The sequence below is a fragment of the Nonomuraea marmarensis genome (assembly GCF_043197025.1).
Taxonomy (GTDB): Bacteria; Actinomycetota; Actinomycetes; order Streptosporangiales; family Streptosporangiaceae; genus Nonomuraea; species Nonomuraea marmarensis.
Genome location: NZ_JBICRM010000029.1, coordinates 16,599 through 38,739, shown reverse-complemented (window position 1 = coordinate 38,739; position 22,141 = coordinate 16,599). Strand labels below are relative to the sequence as shown.

Here is a 22,141-nt window from a genome sequence, read left to right as displayed (position 1 = left end):
AGGACACCACCGTCATCCTGCACCCGGGGAACTGCATGGAGGGGATTTTCGGCAGGCGCAATGTCGCCAGGCTGCGGCCAGCGGATCTCACGATCGACTGACCGGGAGGTCACTCCTCGCGCAGGGCGCGCACCTTCCGCAACCACGGCAACACCGCGAGCGCTGCGAGCCCTGCCGGGATCCCGGCCAGCAGGAGTCCGGTGCGTGCTCCCCACTGCTCGCACACCCACCCCGTGATCGGGGCTCCCAGCGGAGTGCTGCCGAGAAATAACAGGCTGTGCAGGGCGATCACCCGCCCCTGCATCGTAGGATCCGCCCTGATCTGCAACAGCGTGCGGGCGAGCGTGTTGAAGCAGATGTTCGCGATACCGAGGGCGACGACCGCCGCCATCGCCAGGCCGAGCACGGGAGCGGCCGCGACGGCGACGTTCACGCCGGCGAAGGCGAACGTCCATAACAGCAGGGACCACGTGGTGGCGTCCACGCGCGCGGCGCTCGCGAGGGCACCGAGCACCGCCCCCACTCCGAGGGCGGAGGTGAGCCAGCCGTAGATCTCGGCGCCTCCGCCGAAGGTCTCGCGGGCGAGCAGAGGGAACACAACGCGAAAGTTCTGGCCGAGCAGCGCGACCACGGCTACGAGAAACAGGCACATGCGTAGCTCCGGGTGCTCCCATACATATCGCAGGGCCTGCCTGGCCTGGCCCTTGGCTCGGGGAAGGGCCGGAACCCGGTGCAGCTCCCGCGGATTCATGCGCGCGAGCCCGACCAGGACCGCCACGAACGACAGCGCGTTGACCGCGAACGCCGCTCCGACGTCGACGGTCGCGATCAGGACTCCGGCGATCGCCGGGCCGACGAGGCGGCCGGCGTTGTGCACCGTCGAGTTCAGGGCCTGCGCGTTCACATAGTTCTCCGGGCTGACCATCTCGGTGACGAAGGCCTGCCGCGCGGGCACGTCGAGGACGGTGACCAGGCCGAGCCCGAGGGCGAGCGCGTAGACCATCCAGAGCTGCACCAGGTTGCCCAGCACGAGCACCGCGAGGGCGGCCGCGAGGACGGCACTGGCCGCCTGCGTCGCCATGATCGTGCGGCGCCGGTCGAGCCGGTCGACGAGGACACCTCCCCACAGGCCGAACATGAGGGTGGGCAGGAACTGCAGCGCGGTCGAGATGCCGAGCGCGACGGGCGAGTCCGTCAGTTCGAGCACGAGCCAGTCCTGTGCCACCCGCTGCATCCAGGTTCCGATCACGCTCATCGCGTGACCGGTGAAGAAGCGTCGGTAGTTGGGCACGGTGAGCGAGCGGAAGACACGCCGGTGCGCGGTGCGGACGCGGGCGAGGAACGTGTCATCTGCCGAGCCCATGGAGACCCCTTCCCTAGATCAGGCTAATGGTATTACCTTAAGATCCTTAAGGGAGCGGCTTGGGGTAATTGTTATGACTTGCCCTGGACTGTTGCCGTCTTGAAGGGATATTCCAGTTTCACGGCCCTCGGGGACGCGGGTCGCCTGACAACGAAGGGCCCGAATGTCGACGACAGTCGCCGCGGCACTTCGCGTGCCCCCCAGGGGTCTGACCGGCGCAGTCGCGCCGGCCGGGGGTCGACACGGCGCCCCGCTCGTCTGAGCGGCCCGCGCGATCTCAACATGAGAGACGGCCGGACCTCTATCCGGGGAACTGCTCCGGGACTTGTCCACCGTGTAACGGTCCGGTAAAACTGTGGCCAAAGGGTTAGACCTTTAGTCCGACCGGGTGTGTACTTCAGGGTAATTCGCTCAAAGGAGGCAAAATGTGCGATGACCATCTGGCTGGAGCTCTCGCCGGCGAGACGGGGAACCGGGACGGGCCGGAGATCGCCGCACATGATCCGTGGCGCCAGCACTCCAACCTGGGCCAGATCGAGACGGGCGTGATCTGAGCACTATTTCTCGCGGGGGAGAACAAAAGTGCATCATCGCCGGGTCGGTGCTCACACCGCCCCGCCGAGCTCGCGGGAGAGCATCCATGCAACACCAGAAATTCTTCGGATCGGTGGCGGTGGCCGCCGCCGTTCTCCTCCTAGGAGCCTGTGGCGCCTCGCCGACAGCTGGAGGGCCCATGCCGGCCGACGGGGCCGACAAGTCCAGCGTGAAAGCTCAGGAGGTTTACGACCGCATCAACGGGCTCACCGGTGACGAACGGACCAAAACCCTCCTTGACCTCGCGAAACAAGACGGCACGCTTTCGATCTACACCTCAAACACCGACCTGGACAAGGTTATCGAGGGATTCGAGAAGACCTACCCGATCGAGGTGAAGGTCTACCGCGGGAACTCAGAGTCGGTGCTTCAGCGCGTGATGCAGGAGCAGCAGGCGAACTACAACGGCAACGATCTTGTCGAGACGAACGCCGGCGAGCTCAACGTCATGGCCGACCAGAAGATGCTCTATCCGTACGAAGGCGCGCTGCGCGCCGCCGTACGCAAGGAGGGCCAGGCGGATGGCTGGACCGCTACCCGGTTCAACGTGTTCGTGGTCGGCTGGAACACCACCAAGGTGAAGCCCGGCGAGGAGCCGAAGACGTTCGAGCAGCTTGCCGACCCGAAGTGGAAGGGGCGCGTCTCCCTGGAGGTCGGCGACGTCGACTGGTTCGCCGCCATGTACAAGTACTACCTCGACCAGGGCAAGACGGACGCCGAGGTCCGCGACCTGTTCAACCGGGTCGTCGCCAACGCGAAGATCGCCAAGGGGCACACGGCGCAGGGTGAACTGCTCTCGGCCGGGCAGTTCGCGGTGACTGCCTCCTCCTACAGCCACACGATCGACAAGGCCGCCGACCAGGGCGCCCCGGTGAGCTGGCATCCGGCCTCGGGGACTCCGGTGCAGCCCATCGTGGTACGGCCCAACGGCGTGGCCCTGATGAAGACGGCGCCGCACCCGGCCGCGGCGATGTTGTTCGTCGACTACGAGCTCAGTGAGGGGCAGAAGATCATGCACGAGTCTTTCCGGGTCGGGTCGATCCCCACGGCGAACGATCCTCTGGCCGGACTCACGACGATTTCCGTGCCCGAGAAGGAAATGCTCGACAACCCCAAGAAGTGGGACGCGCTCTACGAAGAGATCGTCCAGTCAGGCCGGGAGGTCAAGTGAACATCGCCCCCCTGTCGGGCCACCGCAGAGGCAGGCCCGCGAAGCGCGCGCTGGCCTCAGGGTCCGCACTCGTACTCCTGCTCTCAGGCTGCGGAGGCTTGCCCACGGCCACCGCACCACAAGCCGCGACCGGCGGCGGGCCTACCGCAGCGGAGAAGCTCTACACCGAGGTCAACGGAATGACCGGTCAGCAGCGGCGCGACAAGCTCGTCCCGCTGGCCGAGAAGGAAGGCACGCTCGACCTCTACACGTCCATGACGAGCGATGTGGCCGACGCGGTCCTGAAGGCGTTCGAGGGCCAGTTCGACGTCACGGTGAACCTGTACCGCGCCGGGTCGGAGACGGTGCTGCAGCGAGTCGTGCAGGAGCAGAAGGCCAACTACCAGGGCAACGACGTGGTCGAGACTAACGCGACCGAGATGTTCGACCTGAACAACGAGGGCGTTCTCGCCAATTACGACGGTGAGCGGCGCCGCCTGGTCCCCGAGGCAGGGCGGCTCCAGGGATGGACGGCGACGCGGTTCAACCTGTTCGCGCCGAGCTGGAACACCAAACTCGTGCCCAAGGGGCAGGAGCCGAAGACCTGGGAGGATCTCGCCGACCCCAAGTGGGACGGCAAGCTGGCCATGGAGCTCAGCGACTCCGACTGGTACCTCACCCTCTACGGGTACTGGAAGAAGCAGGGCAAGAGCGACGACGAGATCAACAAGATCTTCGACGGCATGGCCAGGGGCGCGAAGATCGTCAAGGGCCACACCGTGCAGGGCCAGTTGTTGTCGGCCGGCCAGTTCTCGGTCGCCGCCTCCAACTACTCCTACATCGTCCAGCAGTCCAAGTCCGCGGGCGCGCCCGTCGATTACCTGCCCTACGTCGAGCCGGTCATCGCCCGGCCCAACGGCGTCGGGCTGATGAAGACGGCCAAGCATCCGGCCGCGGCGATGTTGTTCGCGGACTGGCTGCTCCAGGAAGGCCAGGCGGTCCTGTCAAAGCGGGGGCTCACCCCGGCCATCGTGGAGGGCGACGACCCCCTCAAGGGCGTGGAGATCATCCCGATCGATGTCGAAGAGCTGACGAAGAACGGCGACGAGTGGAACAAGCGATATGACCAGGTCATCTCCAACGGTGAGCAGGTCGACGGAAATTGAGTCACCGATCGCGCGGCGGCACCGGTGTCGGTGGTGCCGCCGCGCCCTCGGTCATCGCAGACTGGTTCAGAAAGAGGTGAGGGCGTGACCACGGCATCTCCCGCCGTCCCTGCCCGCAAGGGAGCCACGCTCGGATGGCTGCGCCGGTTGGGGACCCCTAAAATAATCATCATTGCCGTGGTCGCCGGCTTGATCGGCTATCTCGCGCTTGTGCCCCTTTACTACCTGATCTGGGGCACCTTCTTCGATGCCAACGGCTTCACCCTCGGCGGCTTCGCCCGTGCATACGGTGACCCGCGCGTCGGCGGCATGATTGGGAACTCGTTGTGGTTCGCGGTCGGCTCGGCCGTACTGTCGCTGTGCGTCGGCACCGCGCTTGCCTACCTCAACGTGCGGACGGACGTCCCGTTCAAGGGGTTGTTCTTCGCCGCCTCGATCATTCCGTTGATCATCCCGGGGATTCTGTACACCATCGCGTGGATCTTCCTGGCGAGCCCGGACATCGGCCTGCTCAACAAGGTTGTCGAACCGATCTTCGGCCCCGGGTTCTTCGACGTCTTCACCGTGTGGGGGATGGTCTGGGTCGAGGGACTGCACCTTTCTCCCATCGTGTTCCTCCTCATGGTCGCCGCCTTCCGCTCGATGGACCCCTCGCTGGAGGAGTCGGCCCTGATGTCCGGGGCCAGCAGGTGGCAGGTCTTCCGCAGGGTCACCGTGCCGCTGACGCGCCCGGCGATCGTCGCCGCGGTGCTCATCATGGTCGTGCGCAGCCTGGAAAGCTTCGAAGTTCCCGCCCTGCTCGGCCTGCAGAACGGGATCTACGTCTTCACCAGCCGCATCTACTTCGTTCTGCGCTCCTACCCGCCGGACCTCGCCGCGGCCGGCGCGCTGGCGGTGGGCCTACTGGTGCTCGCGTTGATCGGCGTCGCGATCTCCAACCTGGTCGGCAGGGCGGGCAAGACCTACCAGACGGTGACCGGCAAGGGGTTCCGTCCCCGTCCGATGGAGCTGGGCAAGTGGCGGCCGGTCATGGGCGGCGCCATCGTGCTGTACTTCTTCCTCACCGTCGTCGGGCCGCTGCTGGTGCTGCTCTACACGTCCCTGCTGAAGTTCTACCAGGCGCCGTCGGCCGACGCCTTCGCGTCGATGTCCCTGGACAACTATCGCCAGCTCTTCGACCTCTCCGACGCGATGACAGCACTGAAGAACTCCCTCGCGCTCGGTCTGGGGTCGGCAACGCTCGTCATGATCCTTATGGCGGTCGGCGCCTGGATAGTCGTGCGCTCGCGCATTCCCGGGCGGCAACTCGTGGACCACTTCTCGTTCGTCCCGCTCGTGATCCCCGGTCTGGTACTTGGGCTCGCGCTTTCGTTCGTGTACCTGCGCAGCCCTGTCCCGATCTACGGCACGATCTTCATCCTGTTGATCGCCTACTGCACCCGCTACATGCCGTACGGCATGCGCTACGCGGTCACCTCGATGCACCAGATCTCCTCGGAGCTGGAGGAGTCCGCACAGGTGAGCGGGGCGAGCTGGTGGCAGACGTTCCGCAGGGTGCTCCTGCCGCTCCTCTCGCCCGGCCTCCTGGCCGGGTGGATCTACATCCTCGTGGTCTCGTTCCGCGAGCTGTCGAGCTCGATCCTGCTCTACAGCCCCGGCAACGAGGTCCTCTCCATTCTCATCTTCGAGCAGTACGAGAACGGCCAGTTCACCGTCCTGGCGGCACTCGGTGTCGTCATGGTGCTCACCCTGGCCGTGCTCGTCATCATCGCCTACAAGCTCGGCGCCAAGGTCGGGCTCCGGCAGGACTGAACAACGGGCTCTTATCAGGAGGACAGGTGCTCCGCATCAACAACCTCGTCAAGACCTTCGACGGAGAGCGCCGCCGCCGGCGTGACTCGCGCGCGTCCTCGGCACAGGAGGCCCGGGTGTTCGCGGTCAACGACGTCAGCTTCAACGTCGAGAACGGTCAGCTGTTCACCTTGCTCGGACCCTCGGGTTGCGGCAAGACGACGACGCTGCGCTCGATCGCCGGGCTGGAACGCCCTGACTCGGGGACCATCGAAGTCGGCGATCGTCTCCTCTTCTCCACCAACGAGGGGAAGAAATCGGTGAACGTTCCCGCGAATGAGCGGGGACTGGGCATGGTCTTCCAGTCCTATGCCATCTGGCCGCACATGTCGGTCTTCGACAACGTCGCCTTCCCCCTGCAGGTGAAGAAGCGCGGCGACCGGCTGGGCCGTAAGGAGATCTCCGAGCGGGTGATGCGCGTGCTCGAGACGATGGAGCTCGGCACCCTGGCCGACCGCCAGGCCACCAAACTGTCCGGTGGCCAGCAGCAACGGCTCGCCCTCGCCCGGGCACTCGTCATCGAACCCCCGCTCCTGCTGCTCGACGAACCACTGTCCAACCTCGACGCGAAACTGCGGGAGTCACTGCGCTACGAGCTGAAGAGGGTGCAGCGCGAGCTCGGCATCACCTCGGTGTACGTGACGCATGACCAGGTCGAGGCCCTGGCCCTCAACAACGCGATCGCGGTGATGCGGGACGGCAACATCGTGCAGCTCGGCCGTCCCCGCGACATCTATGAGAACCCCAACTGCAGGTTCGTCGCCGAGTTCATCGGTACGTCGAACTTCCTGTCCGGCAACGTGGTGGCCAAGGATGGTGATCGATACACCGTCAACACCATCGACGGGCAGCTCGCACTCGACTCTGCCATGACCCTCCCCCTGGGCACCGACGTGATCGTGTCCGTGAGGCCTGAAGCGGTGGAGGTCGGCACCACCTCCCGGGCGGGCGAGGTGCCCAACGAGTGGAAGGGTACGGTCCTGACCCGTGCCTACCTCGGAGACAGCCTCGACCACGTGGTGGGGGTCGGCAAGCACGAGCTGCGGACCCGCGGGAACCCCTCGACCTCGATAGAACCCGGGACCCAGGTCTATCTGCGGATGGATCCCGCCAAGCTCGTGCTCGTCCCCGTCGACTGACCGTACCTCCGATCAGTGAATCGGAGGGCCCGGCGCTCTCCGGGCCTTCGGCGTGAACAGGAGTGCGTGATCAGAAAGGTGGGAGACACCGCGTGATACCCGCGATCCTACGGAACCGCGACTTCACGCTGTACTGGGCAGGGGTCGTCCTGTCCCAGATTGGCACCCGCGGCACCGTGGCGGCGAATTTCTACCAGGTCTACCAGCTCACCGGCTCTGTCGCCTACACCGGGCTGGTCGGCGGCGCGCAGGCGGTCGCGCTGCTTGTCCTCAGTCCGCTGGGCGGGGCATTCGCCGACCGCCTGGACCGGCGCCGTCTGCTCCAGGCCGCGCAGGCCGTCGCGTTGCTCGTCGCCGTTGCGCTCTCCTGGCTGACGCTGATCGGCCAGGCCGAGGCCTGGCACGTCGTGATCTCCGTGGTGCTCACAACAGCCGCGGCGACTTTCGACCAGCCGGCCAGGCAGGCGCTGATTCCCGCTCTGGTGCCGAAGAACCAGATCGGGCAGGCGGTCGCGCTGCTCAACCCGTCGCGGGAGCTGGCCGTGCTGGTGGGCCCGCTCCTGTCCGGCGTGCTCATCAGCCTGGCCGGGCCCGGACTGATGTACGTCATCGACGCGGCGACCTACGCGGTGCTGGTCGGAGTGCTCGCCACGCTTCGGATCTCCAAGCTGGAGCCGGCTGCGGAGCGCCGCTCGATACTGGGATCGATCGCCGAGGGCGCCAAGTACATCGCCCACCGGCCGCTCATCTACAACCTCATGCTGCTCGACCTGTCGGCGACCGTGTTCAGCGCCTATCGCGTTCTGCTACCGGCGCTCGCGCTGGATGTGCTGCACGTCGGCGCGACCGGATACGGAGTGCTGTCCGGTGCCCCGTCCGCCGGTGCGTTGATCGCGACATATGCGGTCTTCCGTACGGTGCAGCGAAGTCAAAGGCAGGGCCGGGTCCTGCTGGTTTCCACGGTCCTCTACGGCATCTCCGCCATTCTGCTGGCGCACTTGCCGGTCTTCCTCCTGGCCGTGCTCGCCGCCCTGCTCCTCGGCGCCTTTGACGCCATGGCGACCACGATCCGGCATGCCGCGGTCCAGATCGACACCCCGGACGAGATCCGGGGCCGGGTCACCGCCTTCTACCAGATGTCTTCGCGGGGAGGTCCGGCGATCGGCGACGTCGTCGTCGGGGCGGTGGCCGGTGTGATCGGACCCGTGGCGGCACTCACCATCGGAGGGCTGGGTCCGATGGTCGTCGCCGGGTGGTCATGGCTGCGGGGCGGCGTGGTGCGGTCCTACACCGGAATCGTGGAGGCCGATGAGGAGGGGGTGGCGGAGTCGTCCGACGAAAATCCCGAAGAGAAGCGGCGCTCCACACCGGGGACATGACCGTCAAGGTCGGGAGCGTCGCATGACGAGCTCGCCCCCGAGTTCGGCTCAACGCCCTTGGTCCGCCACCGCCAGGGCACCCACAGCGGCCGCCTCCGGGTCAAGGTAGCGGCCACCGCGCAGGACCGGCTCCAGATTGTCGTCGAGGTCATAGCGCAGGGGAATGCCGGTTGGGATGTTCAGCGCCATGACCTCCTCACGGTCGAGGCGGTCGAGGTGCGCGACGAGTGCCCGCAGCGAGTTGCTGTGCGCCACGACAAGCACCGTATACCCGGCGCGCAGGTCAGGAGCGATGACGTCGTACCAGTAGGGCAGCAGGCGGGCGACGACGTCGGCGAGTGACTCGGCCCGCGGCACGAGGTCGCGGGGCAGCCCGGCGTAGCGCGGGTCGTTCCGCACGTGCCACTCGTCGTCCGGGTCGTCCGGCGGCGGCACGTCGTACGACCGGCGCCAGAGCCGGAACCGCTCCTCGCCGTACTCTTGGAGAATCGTCCTTTTCTCCTTGCCTTGCAGTGCGCCGTAATGCCGCTCGTTGAGCCGCCAGTGCCTGCGGGCCGGGATCCAGACCCGACCGGCCGCCTCCAGCGCAAGGTTCCCGGTGCGCACCGCGCGTGTGAGCAGGGAGGTGTGCACCACGGTCGGCAGCAGTCCGGCCTGGTGCAGTAGTCGCCCACCCTGCCGTGCCTGCTCCTCACCGAACGGCGTCAGGTCGACATCGACCCACCCCGTGAACAGGTTCTTGGAGTTCCACTCGCTCTCGCCGTGCCGAAGCAGGACCAGTCTCATCGTGGCTTCCGCATTCTGGGCCGGTGCGTCATCAGATGACCGGTCAGCCAGGGAAGCATGAACCGCAGGACGACGTCGGTGAACACCCGCCGCACACGAGGGTCGCGGGCGGCGAACGGGCTCGGCACGCGCCGCGTGCGGTCGTAGTCGCCGCAGGCGAAGGTGAGATGCGGCCGGGACATGGGTCTACCTGTTGTCCGCGGGACTACCCGGTGCGGAACATTTCGCCCATCGGCGTCCCTGGACCGGTCTGCGTCAAAGGCTCGTTGATGTCCTTCCCTTAGCACGGCCGTTTCCCCCTCATGTGATGGACCGGTGCCGAACTGGCGGTATCGGATCCGCGACCCGGGTCCGCGGTCCTGCCGGGTCCGGGTGTCATGGCTGTTCCGGGGGGATCTCCACGGTCAGACCGTCGAGGGCCTCCGCAATGCGCATCTGGCACGAGAGACGACTGGTGCTGCGTCGCTCCGAGACCCCCATTGCATGTCATTGGGAGGACTCAACGGGCCGGTGCGAACTCCGCGCTCACCCGCACGTGGCAGGTGGCACAGGAACAGTTACCGCCGCATTCAACTCCCTGCGCGGGACGCGCCGATTGAATTGGTGCGATCACGCACTTAGCGGTTCGCCGATCCCCTTCACGGTTCCGCTCGATGAGCCGCCGGCGTTGACGAGGGATTTCAGGGGAATGGCAGGATCGCCGGCGCGGTCGGGAGCGATGGTCGCTTTCTGGCTGAGGGCCTTGCGTACGGCCATGTAGTCGGCTGGACGGTTGACGGCGTCAATGGCCAGCAGCCGGTCGTCTCGGTAGTACAGGACCGAGAACTGCCCGTCATCCGGATCACCGCGCACGACCTGGCTGTCGTAACCGGTGGTGAGACCGGCGATCTGCAACTTGAGGTCACCCTGATAGGACCAGAACCACGGTACCGATATCACGTTGTCGACCCGGCCGAGCAACGTCGCGGCCGCCACCTTAGCCTGGGCCACGGCGTTGTGAACCGATTCGATCCGTACCCGCCCCTCCCCGGTGATCGGATGCGGTTGCACGGTGCAGTCGCCGGCGGCGACGATCGAGGGGTCGCTGGTGCGGGCATGGGCATCGACGACAATGCCTTGGTCGCACACGAGTCCTAGCTGTTCGGGGAGTTCGGTGCGAGGGAGGACGCCGACCCCGATCAGGACCAGATCGGCCGGCAGATGCGTGCCGTCGGACAGCTTGACGCTGGTGACCCTGTCGCGTTCACCCTGGAACCCGGACACCACGGACGAGAGCCGGACGTCGACGCCGCGGCGCAGGTGCGCCCGACGGTAGAACTCCGAGACCACCGGTCCCACCGACCGTGCCATCAGTCGTTCCGCGGCCTCGACCACCGTGACGGATCGGCCAAGGGCGCGGGCCGCCGAAGCCACCTCCAGGCCGATGAACCCGCCGCCGACGACGACGACGTTGGTGGCGGTCGCGAGCCGCATCCGCAGGTCGGCGGCATCGTTGTATTCGCGCAGGTAGCAGATCCCGTCGAGGTCGGCGCCGGGCACGGGGAGCCGTCTGGCGCCCGCTCCCACGGTCAACGCCAGCCGATCGAAGGGCAGTTCGCGCCCGCTCGTGGTCATCGCGACTCCTGGCCCCGGAGGGCCCGATGGGGACAGGCTCACCTCGCATACCCGCTCACCGCATACCAGGTCGATTCCGAAGTCGGCGTAGAAGCCGGGCGTGCGGAACACCAGTGAGTCGAGCTCCGCCTCGCCGGCGAGGAACTCTTTCGAAAGGGGCGGCCGCTGGTACGGCGGGTGTTCCTCCTCGCCGACCAGGGTGATCGGCGAGGTGTCGCCGAGCTGCCGCAGTGACACGGCCACTTGCAGACCGGCCTGGCTGCCACCGATGATCAGCGTCCCCTTGCTCATCAGGCCCTCCGGAAGTCGGGTCGGAACGGCGGCCTCTGTGGAGATGGCCGGGCATCTTGAGCCCGCCAGGGGCGACACCGCTGGTCCCTGCGTGACATGGAATCCTCTCCTGAATTTAGGTAATACCATTAAACCATCAAGCCCCAAAGTGTCCCGCCGACTTCGTCCTGATGCACCGGGGTCGTCCGGATCGCGGACTCGCCCCATGTCCGAATCTGGACATGGGGGCGATCGCGCCAAGCGCTGGGTTACCACTCGGATCGCGGTGCCGACATCGAGCGCCGCGGCCTGGCGGGAGAAGATCTCCAGGCGGCATCCGGGCGTGCCGATGACGCCGGCTGCCGGCCGGCCACCCGGCCCGAGCGGGCGGTGCGGCGCGTGGACGGCTGCGTCGGGCCCGAGCCGACGGCCGTCAGGCCCGGATCTGCTCCGCGACCGTCCGCTACGCACAACGCGGGGCGTCGCGGAACAGAGGCCGGGCCGACAGCACGATCAGCTCAGCTCACATGGTGATCCGTTAACCCGCCGGCCAGCTGGTCGAAGGTCGTCTTTACTGTGTCGCCGTACTGCCCCGGGGAGCCTCCGGTAGTGACCGTTCATCGCCATCATGAGCGGCGGCACCGTCCCGCCTCGATGTTCGCGGGCATGGAGGGGTTGGACGGGTCACCACACGGTGAATCCTCAGGCGCGAGATCGCCGCGGGCGAGAGCGTTCTGGAGTTGCTGTCCGGATCCCGGCGGCGTCCCGCGTCCCACCCTGTGTGGCAGGACGGTCACCGTCGGCGCCGACGTGACCGCCTCGCTCCGGGTGCCGGAGTGAGGCGCCCTTCGTCCGCGAGGTCACTACATCGCATTCGAGGCCGGCTCCAAGTAGTGGACGGTGTCGTAGCCGAGGTGCTTGAAGACGCGGTTCTGGGCGTTGAACAGACGCAACGGGGTCCCGTCCGCCGCGAAGATCTGGCAGACGTGATTCTGCGGGACATAGAGCGTGTCGCCCCGCCTGATGTCATAGCGCTTCGGCTCAAGGGCGATCCTCGCGTAGTACTTCTCCGCAATCTCCGCCTCGACCTCCCACTGGAGCGCGTACCCGTCGCCGTCGAGCACGTAGTAGACCTCGTCGGCCATCTTCCAGTACTTGCCGCTGTGGCCACCTGCGGGGATGTCCAGCTCGAAGGCGTCCACGCTGAAGATGCGGGCGTCCGTACGCTCCGGCGAGGACATGACGCGGACCCGCCCGAGCGGGGTCTGCTGCCAGGTCGTGTCCGCGGGAGAGATCACCTTCTTGCGGTCCAGGACTCCCGGCGTCCAGATGCGCGACCAGTCCTCACGGGGACCGAACCGGTCCTCCTCCTCGACCGGCCCCGACCGCCCCTGCTGGATGAGCCCCATGAACATCCACGTGCACTTCGCCTTCACCACGAGGGCGACGGCCCGCTCCTGGTACGGGTTGAAGTGCCGGTGCACGGAGTCGGTGTGCACGAAGACCAGGTCGTCCTTGTTCCAGTCATAGCGCTGGTCGTCGTGGATCTCATAGCCCCGGCCCTCCAAGATGTAGAAGGCGGCCTCGTTCTGGTGCCCGTGGCCGTGATTCGACGACTCCGGGGGAAGCTCCACGAAGTGCACCTGGATCGTCTGGGTGAGGAAGTCCTCGTCGCCCGGACCGATCCGCCACCAGGTCCGGCTCTTCGCGCTGTCGCCCGAGTGCCCGACCTTCGCGTCGTCCACGACGACGCTGTCGTCACGTACCCGCTCGACTGCCAATTGGCGGCGCCGGAAGTCTCCGAGGCCGTACGTCTGCGAGGTCAGTCCGCGCACGAACACTCGTCCGCTCTTGCCCATGGGTCCTCCTATTTTCGGTCATCGTCCTGCTCGGGCGCCGGTGTGCCACCGGTACCCGTGTCACGGTTGCTTCGATTCGGCCCCCGCGAAGTGCTCCAGCCCACGACCGAGGAGTTCTTGCCCGGTGGGGGTCGGCCCGAGGAGGTCCGCGATGATGTGGCTCATGTGCTCCGGGTGCATCACGCTGATCCGCCCCCCGGACTCCGGCGACGAGTCCGTGGTCCCCGTTGCCGGAGTCCGGAAGCCGGCGTAGTACGCGCCGAAACGCCTCACGGGGCCGGCGCCGACGACCGAAACCTTGACTTCGAACGCGTGCGTATCCATCTCCTCCTCTCGCGAGGTCCGACCTTATTAGGGTCAATGGTATTACCTTCCTACCGGTAGCCGCAATGGCCGTTGTCACCGGCGTCGGCGACGATCGAGTCGTCGCGTACTCGCGGCGGGCATCGGCCTGGAGCCTCGCACCGAGCTCGCCGAGCAGCTGGGGCTGCGGGTGGACCGCGGCATCGTCGTCGACGCCGACGCGAGGACCAGCAACCCGGCGATCGTCGCCGCCGGCGACTGCACCGTTCTTCCCCATCCGCTGACCCGGCAGGGCCAGGTGCGGATCGAGTCGGTGCAGAACGCCGGGTCACAGGCGCAGGTCGCCGCCGCCTCGCTGCGCCCCGTGACTACATGGTCGTGCGCAAGGTGCTCGGCGATGGGGGCACGCTGCCGCCCGACCGGGTCGGTGACGAGTTGGTCTCCCTCAAGGACCTGATAAGCCGCTCGACCTCGACCGCGGTCGCCTGAAGGCCCGCGCGTCAGCCGACGTCCGCGAGACCCTGCAGCTCCAGGAGCCCCACGTGGTGGCGCCACAGCAACTGTTCGTTGAACGCCGCACCGAGATCGGGCAGGTGCTCACGGTCCTGTTCGGTCACCGCGGACGGCGCGGCACCCAGCCGGGCCAGCTCGACGCTGATCCGCAGCAGCTCGTCGAGCGCGAGCAGACGGCTCAGCACCTGTGGTACATCCTGGCCGACCGTTGCGACACCGTGGCCGCGGAGCAGAACGACAGCGGACCCGCCGAGGGCGCGGGCGAGCTCTCCGCCCGCGGCGGCGGTGCGGACCAGGCCGGCATGGGGGTAGACGGGCACGCCGCCGTCGGCCAGCCGGAACGCCGGGATGTCGTAGGCGCCGAAGATCGGGCGGATCGGCACCTCCGCGAGCCCGCCGAGAAGGGCCGAGCGGGGATGGGCGTGCAGCACGGAGGCGATGTCCGGGCGTGCGCGCAGGATCTCGGCGTGGATCGGATACTCGTTGGGCAGCCGGTAGCCGTCGCCGACGTCGCCCTCGTCGTCGAGGGAGACGAGCCGGACGTCGGACACGGTGGTGAAGAGCAGGCCGCGCTCCTGAGGGCCGCGGCAGCGGACCAGGACCCGGTCCGGGCCGACGCGCAGGCTGATGTGCCCGAGCAGCGGCGTGGTCAGCCCGGCCGCCGCCACGATGCGGCAGCCGAGGGCCACTGTCCTGCGCAGCTCGTCGAGTTCGTCGGCCATCATATGACGAACGCTTCCAGGCTCTCCGGGGCGAAGATCGCCTCCGGCTCGCGAAGCCGGCGGGACAGGCCCTGCTCATGGTGATAGCGCAGGAACGTAGCCAGCACGTGCTGGTTCGCCTGCACGCCGTACGACCAGTAGTCGGCGCCGAGCAGGTCACGGGCCTGCTCGATCTCCTGGATCAGCCACGGTGTCATGAAGCGCAGCGCGGAGGAATCGTAGATCCGTCCGTAGGCGTCGTCGCGCGCGGCCACGAAGGCCTTGTAGAGCGACTGCGCCACCCAGCGGTGCCGTTCGTAGACGTCGCGGCGGATGACGACGACGTGCATGATCGGGAAGATCCCCGTCGCGGCGAAGTAGGCACGTTCCGCCCCGACGACGTCGGGGAAGAGCCGCTTGACACGAGGGTCCCGCCGCTGGAAGGGGCTCGGCACGCGAGGGGTGTAGAGCGCGTCGATCTCGCCGTTCGCGAGCATGTCGGCCAGGGTCCGGCCGGGCGGCGCCGTCTCCATCCGGAACGGTGTCTCGACCCGGCCCTTCTCGATGCGTCCCGGCGACTCCTGGCCGCCGGAGACGTAGGTGACCGAGTCGAGGGGCACGCCGTGATGCTCGGCGAGGATGCCGCGGATCCACACCCCCGCGGTCAGCTGGAACTCTGGGTTGCCGACGCGCTTGCCGCACAGGTCGGATGGCTTGTCGATGCCGGCGTCGGCGTTGAGGTAGATGCCGCCGTGCCGGAACATCCGTGAGGTGAAGACGGGCAGCGCCACGAACGGCGGTGTCTCCGCGTCGAGGGTGGCGACGTACGTCGACAGCGACATCTCCGCCACGTCGAACTCGCGGTGCCGCAGCATCCGGAAGAAGGTCTCCTCGACTGGAAGCCGCAAGTAGGTCAGATCGATGCCGTCAGGGCGGATGCTGCCGTCCTCGAGGGCACGGGTGCGGTCGTAGTCGCCACAGGCGAGTGTCAGCGCCAGCCGGCCCATGTCAGGCTCCCATCGCGACGCGCTCGAGCCGGGTCGCCAGCCGCGGGTAGACCCGCCGCGCGTTCGCCTCACAGACGGCCGCCAGTTCGGCGGGGGACAGGCCCGCGGCCTCGACGTACCTCAGCGTGTCGTCCCACGCGATGCCGGTCTCGGGGTCCGCGCCGCGTACCGCGCCGAGCATCTCCGAGGCGAAGAGCACGTTCGCCACCGGTACGACGCGGGTCAGCAAGTCGATCCCGGCCTGGTGGTAGACCGCGGTGTCGAAGAAGATGTTGCCGAGCAGCTCGGCGGGATCCTGCCAGCCGTAGCGGATCGCCAGTCCCCGGTAGCGGCCCCAGTGGTAGGGGACCGCGCCTCCGCCGTGCGGGATGACGAAGCGCAGGCCGGGGAACCGCCGGAAGAGGTCGCTCTGCAGCAGCTGGACGAAGACGCTCGTGTCGGCGTTGAGGTAGTGCGCGCCGAGGGTGTGGAAGTTCGGGTTGCACGCGGTCGAGACGTGCACCATGGCAGGGACGTCCAGCTCCTGCAGCACCTCGTAGACCGGGAACCACGACTCGTCGGTCAGCGGCAGCCCGGACCAGGTGCCGGACGGGTCGGGGTTGAGGTTGCAGCCGACGAAGCCCAGCTCCTCGACCACACGGCGCAGCTCCGCGATCACGCCGTCGAGGTTGCCGTCGGGCGTCTGCGGCAGCTGCGCGACCGGGTGGAAGTGCTGGGGATAGAGCTCGGAGACCCGGTGGACCAGGTCGTTGGACGCGCGTGCCCAGGCATCGGCCACCGCGGGGTCGGGAACGTGGTGCTCCATGCCGGAGGCCCTGGGAGACAACAGCATCACGTCCCCGCCGCGCTCGCCCAGGATGCGCAGCTGGTTGCCCGCGACGCTCTCCCGCAGCCGGTCGTCGGAGATCGGGGCCGGTACGGCCTCGCCACCGGCGAGCTGGGCTTCGCGGAAGGCCTGGAGCGCGGGGGGTGCGGTGGTGTAGTGGCCGTGGACGTCGATGATCATCCCTGCTCCCTCCGGTAGGTCTCGTGGTCGACGTAGCGCAGCCCCTCGCGCTCGAGCCGCTCGCGCATAGCGTTCACGTCCAGGCCGAGCTCGCCGGCGGCGTACCGCCGGCGCGAGCGCGCCTCCTTCTCCTCGCGCGCCTTCGAGGCCGCGAGCACGGTCGCCGCCTCGGCCCGGCGGACCACCACGACGCCGTCGTCGTCGGCGACGATCACGTCACCGGGCTCGACCAGCCGCCCGGCGCACACGACCGGTACGTTGACCGCGCCGAGGGTCTCCTTGACGGTGCCCTCGGCCGAGACGCACTTCGACCAGGCAGGGAAGCCCATCGCCTCGAGCTCGGCGGCGTCACGCACGCCGGCGTCGATCACCAGGCCGCGCACCCCGCGGGCCTTGAGCGAGGTCGCGAGCAGGTCGCCGAAGTAGCCGGCATCCGACGGCGAGGTCGGGGCCACCACGAGGACGTCGCCGGGCCGGCACTGCTCGACGGCGACGTGGATCATCCAGTTGTCGCAGGGCGGCACGCTGACCGTGACCGCCGTGCCGGAGATGCGGGTGCCGCGGTAGACCGGGGAGATGGAGGACGCCAGCAGCCCGGTGCGGCCCTGCGCCTCATGGATCGTGGCGACGCCGTACTCGCCGAGGCCGTCGCGCAGGTCGGCCGGCGTGCGCGGCGGATCGGTGACGACGATGCCGTTCAACGCGTCACCGCCCCGCCGGCCTGGCCGATCAGCTCGGGCATGAGCGAGATGTGGATCGCGTCCTGCGCGGTCTCGCCGGCCAGCACGCGGATGGCGTGGTCGACCTGGTCGATGCCGTAGCGGTGGGTGGCCAGCTTCTCCAGCGGGAAGCGGCGGGAGGCGAGCTGGTCGAGGGCGAGCTCACATGCCTTGAACGAGTGACCGCGAGCGCTCTTGATGGTGATCGCCTTCTCGGTCAGCTTCTTGACCGGGAAGTCGGGGAAGGCGGCCAGCTCGCCCTGGATGAGGAGCGTGCCCTCCCGCCGTACCAGCGCGTCGATCCCGAGCAGCACGGGTCCGGTCCCGGCGCGCGAGGTGCAGTCGAGCACGAAGTCGACCCCACGGCCGCCGGTGAGGTCCATGACCTTCTCCAGCGGGTCCTGCTGCAGGATGTCGATGACGTCGTCGGCGCCGAGCTCGCGGGCCAGGTCGAGCCGCGCCTTGTCACGGGTGGTGCCGCTGACGATGATCCGCGAGGCGCCGGCCTGCTTGCAGGCCACCACCTGGGAGAGGCCCTGCTGGCCCGGGCCCTGGATCAGCACGGTGTCGCTGTAGCCCACTCCGGCCGCCCGCAGCGCCCACTCGATCCCGTTCGACAGCGGAGTGACGAGACCGGCGAGCTCAGCGGTGACGGTTTCGGGCACACGGTGGAGCACGGCGTTCCAGGGCAGGTACATATACTCACCGAAACCGCCCCACAGGGTGCCCGGGTTCTCCGCCGAGGTGTAGCCGTAGCGGCGCGCGTCGGGGTTGGTGCGCCAGTCGGTGGCCTCGCAGTGGCGGTATTCGCCGATGCGACACCACTCGCAGGTGAAGCAGCCGACATAGTGCTCGACGAAGACCCGGTCGCCCTCGCCCAGGCCGTGTCGCTCCTTGAACCGGGCGCCGGCCTGGGCGATCACGCCGACGTTCTCGTGGCCCATGATCACCCGGCCGTGGATCATGCTCGGCGGGCTGGCGTACATCTTCACGTCGGTGCCGCAGATGCCTGCGACCTCCACCTGCAACAGGGCCGAATCCTCGTCGATCGGCGGGAGAGGGAACTCCTGCATCTCGGTCGTGCCGGGCGCGACGCGCACCGCCGCGCGCACCGTTTCGCTCATAGCTCTCCTTATGGCCAAATGGTAATGCCATTAGTACCATAGGCCGGTGCGCTACGTAACTCTCACCCGAGCCCAGGGTAACAACCGAGCCGTCATCGACGGGAGCGTCGTCCCCCAGGGCTTCCCGCTCGAGCTCGCCCAGGAGGCGGTCCTCGTCCAGGGCTTCCGCAAGATGGTCCGCAACCTGGCGTATGACGTCAGCGAGATGGCGCTGACGACCTACCTGTGCGCCCGCGAGCACGGCGTCCGCTTCACCGCGCTGCCGGTCTTCCTGGTCCGCGGCTTCCACCACGGCGCGATCCTGGTGCGCCGCGACGGCTCGATCACCGGTGCCAAGCAGCTGACCGGCCGGCGGGTCGGCGTCAACCGCGGCTACACGGTCACCACGGGCGTCTGGGGCCGGGCGATCCTGGACACCGAGGGCGGGCTCGACCTCGACTCGGTCACGTGGGTGCGCTCCGGTGACGAACACGTCGCCGACTACCGCCAGCCCGCGAACGTCGTCTCGGCCCCCTCGGGCCGTACCCTGATCGACCTGCTGAAGGCGGGTGAGCTGGACGCGGTGATCGGCGTCGACACGGACGACCCGGACGTCACGCCGCTCATCGCCAACCCCGGGCAGGCCGGCTTCGCCGCCCTGCGCGAGCGCGGCCTCTACCCGATCAACCATCTCGTCGTCGTCAAGGACGACGTCCTGGCCGCCGAGCCCAGGATCGCCGCCGCCGTCTTCGAGGCCTTCGCCGAGTCCAAGCGACGCTACGTCGAGCGGCTCCGCTCCGGGACGGTGGAGAACGCCAGCGACCGGATGTACGCCCGCGTGCTGGCCGAGACCGGCGCGGACCCGTTGCCGTACGGGCTCGAGCCCAACCGGGCCGTCCTGGAGGAGCTCATGGGCCACGCCGTGCGGCAGCACATCCTCGCCGCGCCGGTCCGGCTCGAAGACCTCTTCGCGCCCTCCACCCTCGACCTGGCGGGCTGAGACATGCGAGTCGTGATCGCGGCCGACCACAACGGCGTCCTGCTCAAGAGCCGGCTGGCTGGCTGGCTCATGGCGCGCGGCCACCTCGTCGACGACGTCGGTGCCCACACGACCGACATCGTCGACTATCCGCCGCTGTGCGCCGAGGTCGGGCGGCGGGTGGCCGCGGGACACGACGACCTCGGCATCGTCATCGGCGGAAGCGGCCAGGGCGAGGTGATCGCCTGCAATAAGATGCGCGGCGTGCGCGCCGGGCTGGCCTACAGCCGCTTCGCGGTCGAGATCTCCCGTGGCAACAACGATGCCAACGTGATGGTGCTCGGCACCAAGGTCCTCGGCGACGACGAGGCCGAGGAACTGCTCGCGCTGTGGCTCGGCACGCCCTTCAAGGGCGGCGTGCACGCGGCCCGCGTGGCGCAGATCAGCGCACTCGAACAGCAGGGCTGATCATCTGTCGTGGGACCGGAGGAACTCCAGGATGCGGGCCGGTGCCGTCTCCGCCGTCTGCTCGACCACCGGAACGTCCCAGTACTCGTGGACGGGCAGGCACTCCTCGAGGTAGCGCGCGGCCGAGGGCGCGTGCGAGGCGTCCTGGCCGGGCACGATCAGCGTCGGCACGTCGAGCGCCATCAGCTCCTCCGGCTCCACACCCGGGACGGTGTCGCGGTCGAAAAGCCCGCGCACACTGCCCGTCACGATCAGGTCGTAGCGGGCCTGGTCAAGGGCGGCGTAGGCTGCGGCGAACACCTCGTCGGTGCGCAGCGGAGCCGCCCACGGACCGACGCGCGGGTCCTTGCTGAAGCCGGCCGTCGTGGCGCGGGCCAGCTCGACGACCGCGCCCAGCCCCTGCTCGGCGACGAACGCGAGGTGCCGCACGAAGCGGCGGTGCTGGGCCATCCGGTAGCGGGGCCCGCCGGCGGGGGAGAAGAGCACCATGCCGCGGACCCGGTCCGGGGCCTCGACGGCGAGCGCGGCAGCCGTCGAGCAGCCCACGCAGCCCCCCATCGTGTGGGCGGAGTCGATGCCGAGGTGGTCGAGCAGCCCGAGGGCCTGGCCGACGTACTTCTCCCAGGTGAGCCGCTCGACCTTGCCGCCCGACTGGGCGGCCTCCCGCCGGTCGAAGACCACGCAGGTGTAGTGCGGTGCGAACGCGTCGACGAAGCCCAGGTCCCGGTAGCGGCCGAAGCTGGTCCAGTTCTCCAGGCCGGAGTCGAAGCCGCCCGGGCTGAACATCAGCAGCGCCGGACCCTCACCCACTGTCTCGTAGCGGGTACGGATGCCGTCGAGGTCGACGAAGGGCATGGAGGCTCCTAGATCTTGATGCCGCCGCGGATCTGCCGACCGGCGCGGATGTCGGCCGCGCACTGGCTGAGCGCGTCGTAGGCGAGCCGGGCGACGTTGAGGTAGGTGTCCGGCTCCCTGTCGAGGTTGTCGGCCGAGTATCCGAGCGCCGCGGTCGTCATCCTGATCCGGCCGTCGAGCCACGGCCCGCCGCCGAAGCCGCCCAGCACGGGGATCGCCACCGCCTCGACCACGGCGGGCCCGACGACGGGACCGGAGTTGGTGAAGTTGAGCGCGACGGCGCCGGCCGACTCCAGCCGCCTCGCCTCGCCGACCAGTTCGTCCAGTATCTCCTCGGGAACTTGCACGGAACTGGCCGCCGAGTACTCGATGCCGTACTTGAGCGCGGTCTGCGGGGTGATCCCGAACTGCGCGAAGACAGGGATGCCGGCGCGGGTCACCGCTTCCACGGCCTCGGGGAAGTCCGCGGCGCCGTCGAGCTTGACCAGGTCGACGCCGGCCTCCTTGACCAGCCGGATAGCGGCGCGGACGGCGCCGGCCTGGCCCTGCTGAAGCGGGCCGAACGGGAAGTCACAGCTCAGCAGCGCGCGGCTGACGCCTCGCCGCACCGCCTTCGCGACGACGAGCATCTCCTCCATGGTGATCTCCAGCGGATGCGGCTGACCCCAGAGGTTCACCCCGACGGTGTCGCCGACCGAGACGATCTCGACGCCGACCCGGTCGGCGATACGCGCCATCTGGTAGTCCCAGGCGACGAGGCACACGCTCTTCTCGCCGGCGGCCTTCATCGCCTGCAGCGACGGAACGGTCACCTTGCCGGGAGCGGCCGCGGCGCTCATGCGCGGGTCGCCCTGAGCAGCTCGAAGAGGTCGTCCGCCTCGGCGGGGACCAGCAGGATGCGGGCATAGGGCCGGAGCGCGAACAGCGCCTCACTGGTCAACTGCCCCGGCGTGACGGCCAGGCCCGCCGTCATGATGCCGCGAACCTTGCAGGCCGCACCGATGGTCGCGGCAGCCTCGGTGTTCTCACCATTGGTGGAGACGAAGACGAGGGTGTTGCTGTCCTCCAGCTCCCCGACGAGCGGCACCGTCTCACCGGACATGGTGACGAGGCTGTGCCCCGGGTCGACGGCCGAGTAGAACCTCGCCTGCGCCCACTGCATCTGCGCCGCCTGGCGTACGATCTCCCCGGCCGCGGCGTCCAGTGCCACCACCCGGGTGTTCCGGGCGGCAGCCAGGGGATAGTCGATCCGGAAGGCCGCCTCCTCGGCGGTCGCCGCGCGAGCGCAGCTACTGACCAGGCGGGATTGTGTCATC

General features: G+C 68.4%; 22 protein-coding genes and 1 pseudogene. 9 read left to right on the top strand and 14 right to left on the bottom strand.

What is annotated here, in order from left to right:
• Positions 1–109 precede the first annotated feature (109 nt).
• Positions 110–1,363, bottom strand: coding sequence for an MFS transporter (locus ACFLIM_RS35830; RefSeq protein ID WP_393172815.1), 1,254 nt, complete (start codon positions 1,361–1,363; stop codon positions 110–112).
• Between the two features lie 425 nt (positions 1,364–1,788).
• Here ACFLIM_RS35830 and ACFLIM_RS35825 point away from each other — a divergent pair, with 425 nt between their 5' ends.
• The 6 genes from ACFLIM_RS35825 (at position 1,789) to ACFLIM_RS35800 (ending at position 8,642) form a co-directional block, all read left to right on the top strand.
• Entirely contained in the window at positions 1,789–1,917 is a 129-nt protein-coding gene (locus ACFLIM_RS35825) for a hypothetical protein (protein WP_393172814.1), read from the top strand.
• A gap of 179 nt (positions 1,918–2,096) precedes the next feature.
• On the top strand, positions 2,097–3,128 hold the full coding sequence (locus ACFLIM_RS35820; protein WP_393172813.1) for an ABC transporter substrate-binding protein: 1,032 nt from the start codon (positions 2,097–2,099) through the stop codon (positions 3,126–3,128).
• Positions 3,125–4,273: an ABC transporter substrate-binding protein gene (locus ACFLIM_RS35815; protein ID WP_393172812.1), complete on the top strand. Its 1,149-nt coding sequence runs from the start codon at positions 3,125–3,127 to the stop codon at positions 4,271–4,273. The genes ACFLIM_RS35820 and ACFLIM_RS35815 overlap by 4 nt, the downstream gene beginning before the upstream one ends.
• An 84-nt stretch (positions 4,274–4,357) precedes the next feature.
• Positions 4,358–6,085, top strand: coding sequence for an ABC transporter permease (locus ACFLIM_RS35810; protein WP_393172811.1), 1,728 nt, complete (start codon positions 4,358–4,360; stop codon positions 6,083–6,085).
• 26 nt (positions 6,086–6,111) lie between these two features.
• Positions 6,112–7,263 (top strand): ABC transporter ATP-binding protein, encoded by a 1,152-nt coding sequence (locus tag ACFLIM_RS35805; protein ID WP_393172810.1) that lies wholly within the window; start codon positions 6,112–6,114, stop codon positions 7,261–7,263.
• Between the two features lie 92 nt (positions 7,264–7,355).
• Positions 7,356–8,642: an MFS transporter gene (locus ACFLIM_RS35800; protein WP_393172809.1), complete on the top strand. Its 1,287-nt coding sequence runs from the start codon at positions 7,356–7,358 to the stop codon at positions 8,640–8,642.
• Between the two features lie 48 nt (positions 8,643–8,690).
• Here ACFLIM_RS35800 and ACFLIM_RS35795 read toward each other — a convergent pair whose 3' ends face one another.
• From ACFLIM_RS35795 to ACFLIM_RS35775, 5 genes are all read right to left on the bottom strand, one after another.
• On the bottom strand, positions 8,691–9,428 hold the full coding sequence (locus ACFLIM_RS35795; RefSeq protein ID WP_393172808.1) for a phosphoglyceromutase: 738 nt from the start codon (positions 9,426–9,428) through the stop codon (positions 8,691–8,693).
• Positions 9,425–9,610: a hypothetical protein gene (locus ACFLIM_RS35790; RefSeq protein ID WP_393172807.1), complete on the bottom strand. Its 186-nt coding sequence runs from the start codon at positions 9,608–9,610 to the stop codon at positions 9,425–9,427. The genes ACFLIM_RS35795 and ACFLIM_RS35790 overlap by 4 nt, the downstream gene beginning before the upstream one ends.
• Positions 9,611–10,037: 427 nt before the next feature.
• Positions 10,038–11,540: an NAD(P)/FAD-dependent oxidoreductase gene (locus ACFLIM_RS35785; RefSeq protein ID WP_393172806.1), complete on the bottom strand. Its 1,503-nt coding sequence runs from the start codon at positions 11,538–11,540 to the stop codon at positions 10,038–10,040.
• A gap of 635 nt (positions 11,541–12,175) precedes the next feature.
• Complete coding sequence (locus tag ACFLIM_RS35780; protein WP_393172805.1) at positions 12,176–13,171, bottom strand: cupin domain-containing protein; 996 nt, start codon at positions 13,169–13,171, stop codon at positions 12,176–12,178.
• 60 nt (positions 13,172–13,231) lie between these two features.
• Positions 13,232–13,495 carry a hypothetical protein gene (locus ACFLIM_RS35775; RefSeq protein WP_393172804.1) on the bottom strand — a complete coding sequence of 88 codons (264 nt, stop codon included), beginning with the start codon at positions 13,493–13,495 and terminating at the stop codon, positions 13,232–13,234.
• A 121-nt stretch (positions 13,496–13,616) separates the two neighbouring features.
• Between ACFLIM_RS35775 and ACFLIM_RS35770 the strand changes: the two are divergent.
• Positions 13,617–13,799: pseudogene (locus ACFLIM_RS35770) on the top strand (FAD-dependent oxidoreductase); the annotation flags it as partial.
• Between the two features lie 175 nt (positions 13,800–13,974).
• On the opposite strand, the gene ACFLIM_RS35765 reads toward ACFLIM_RS35770, so the two are convergent.
• Genes ACFLIM_RS35765 through ACFLIM_RS35745 form a run of 5 tightly spaced genes read right to left on the bottom strand, consistent with a single transcriptional unit; the run spans position 13,975 to position 18,544 of the window.
• Entirely contained in the window at positions 13,975–14,712 is a 738-nt protein-coding gene (locus ACFLIM_RS35765) for a class II aldolase/adducin family protein (RefSeq protein WP_393172803.1), read from the bottom strand.
• On the bottom strand, positions 14,709–15,695 hold the full coding sequence (locus tag ACFLIM_RS35760; protein WP_393172802.1) for an ABC transporter substrate-binding protein: 987 nt from the start codon (positions 15,693–15,695) through the stop codon (positions 14,709–14,711). The genes ACFLIM_RS35765 and ACFLIM_RS35760 overlap by 4 nt, the downstream gene beginning before the upstream one ends.
• Before the next feature lies 1 nt (position 15,696).
• Entirely contained in the window at positions 15,697–16,701 is a 1,005-nt protein-coding gene (locus ACFLIM_RS35755; protein ID WP_393172801.1) for an amidohydrolase family protein, read from the bottom strand.
• Complete coding sequence (locus ACFLIM_RS35750; RefSeq protein ID WP_393172800.1) at positions 16,698–17,402, bottom strand: 4-carboxy-4-hydroxy-2-oxoadipate aldolase/oxaloacetate decarboxylase; 705 nt, start codon at positions 17,400–17,402, stop codon at positions 16,698–16,700. The genes ACFLIM_RS35755 and ACFLIM_RS35750 overlap by 4 nt, the downstream gene beginning before the upstream one ends.
• Positions 17,399–18,544, bottom strand: a complete 1,146-nt coding sequence (locus ACFLIM_RS35745) for a zinc-dependent alcohol dehydrogenase (RefSeq protein ID WP_393172799.1) — start codon at positions 18,542–18,544, stop codon at positions 17,399–17,401. Before ACFLIM_RS35745 ends, ACFLIM_RS35750 begins: the two co-directional genes overlap by 4 nt.
• Before the next feature lie 46 nt (positions 18,545–18,590).
• Here ACFLIM_RS35745 and ACFLIM_RS35740 point away from each other — a divergent pair, with 46 nt between their 5' ends.
• Both ACFLIM_RS35740 and ACFLIM_RS35735 read left to right on the top strand, forming a co-directional pair.
• Positions 18,591–19,523: a hypothetical protein gene (locus tag ACFLIM_RS35740; protein WP_393172798.1), complete on the top strand. Its 933-nt coding sequence runs from the start codon at positions 18,591–18,593 to the stop codon at positions 19,521–19,523.
• A 12-nt stretch (positions 19,524–19,535) separates the two neighbouring features.
• On the top strand, positions 19,536–19,970 hold the full coding sequence (locus tag ACFLIM_RS35735; RefSeq protein WP_393172797.1) for an RpiB/LacA/LacB family sugar-phosphate isomerase: 435 nt from the start codon (positions 19,536–19,538) through the stop codon (positions 19,968–19,970).
• Here the strand turns inward: ACFLIM_RS35735 and ACFLIM_RS35730 are convergent, their stop codons facing one another.
• From ACFLIM_RS35730 to ACFLIM_RS35720, 3 genes are read right to left on the bottom strand one after another with little or no spacing between them, the layout of a single operon-like run.
• Positions 19,971–20,825, bottom strand: coding sequence for an alpha/beta fold hydrolase (locus tag ACFLIM_RS35730; RefSeq protein ID WP_393172796.1), 855 nt, complete (start codon positions 20,823–20,825; stop codon positions 19,971–19,973).
• 8 nt (positions 20,826–20,833) lie between these two features.
• Positions 20,834–21,664, bottom strand: a complete 831-nt coding sequence (locus ACFLIM_RS35725; RefSeq protein ID WP_393172795.1) for a 3-methyl-2-oxobutanoate hydroxymethyltransferase — start codon at positions 21,662–21,664, stop codon at positions 20,834–20,836.
• Positions 21,661–22,140: a hypothetical protein gene (locus tag ACFLIM_RS35720; RefSeq protein ID WP_393172794.1), complete on the bottom strand. Its 480-nt coding sequence runs from the start codon at positions 22,138–22,140 to the stop codon at positions 21,661–21,663. The genes ACFLIM_RS35725 and ACFLIM_RS35720 overlap by 4 nt, the downstream gene beginning before the upstream one ends.
• Between the last annotated feature and the right edge of the window lies 1 nt (position 22,141).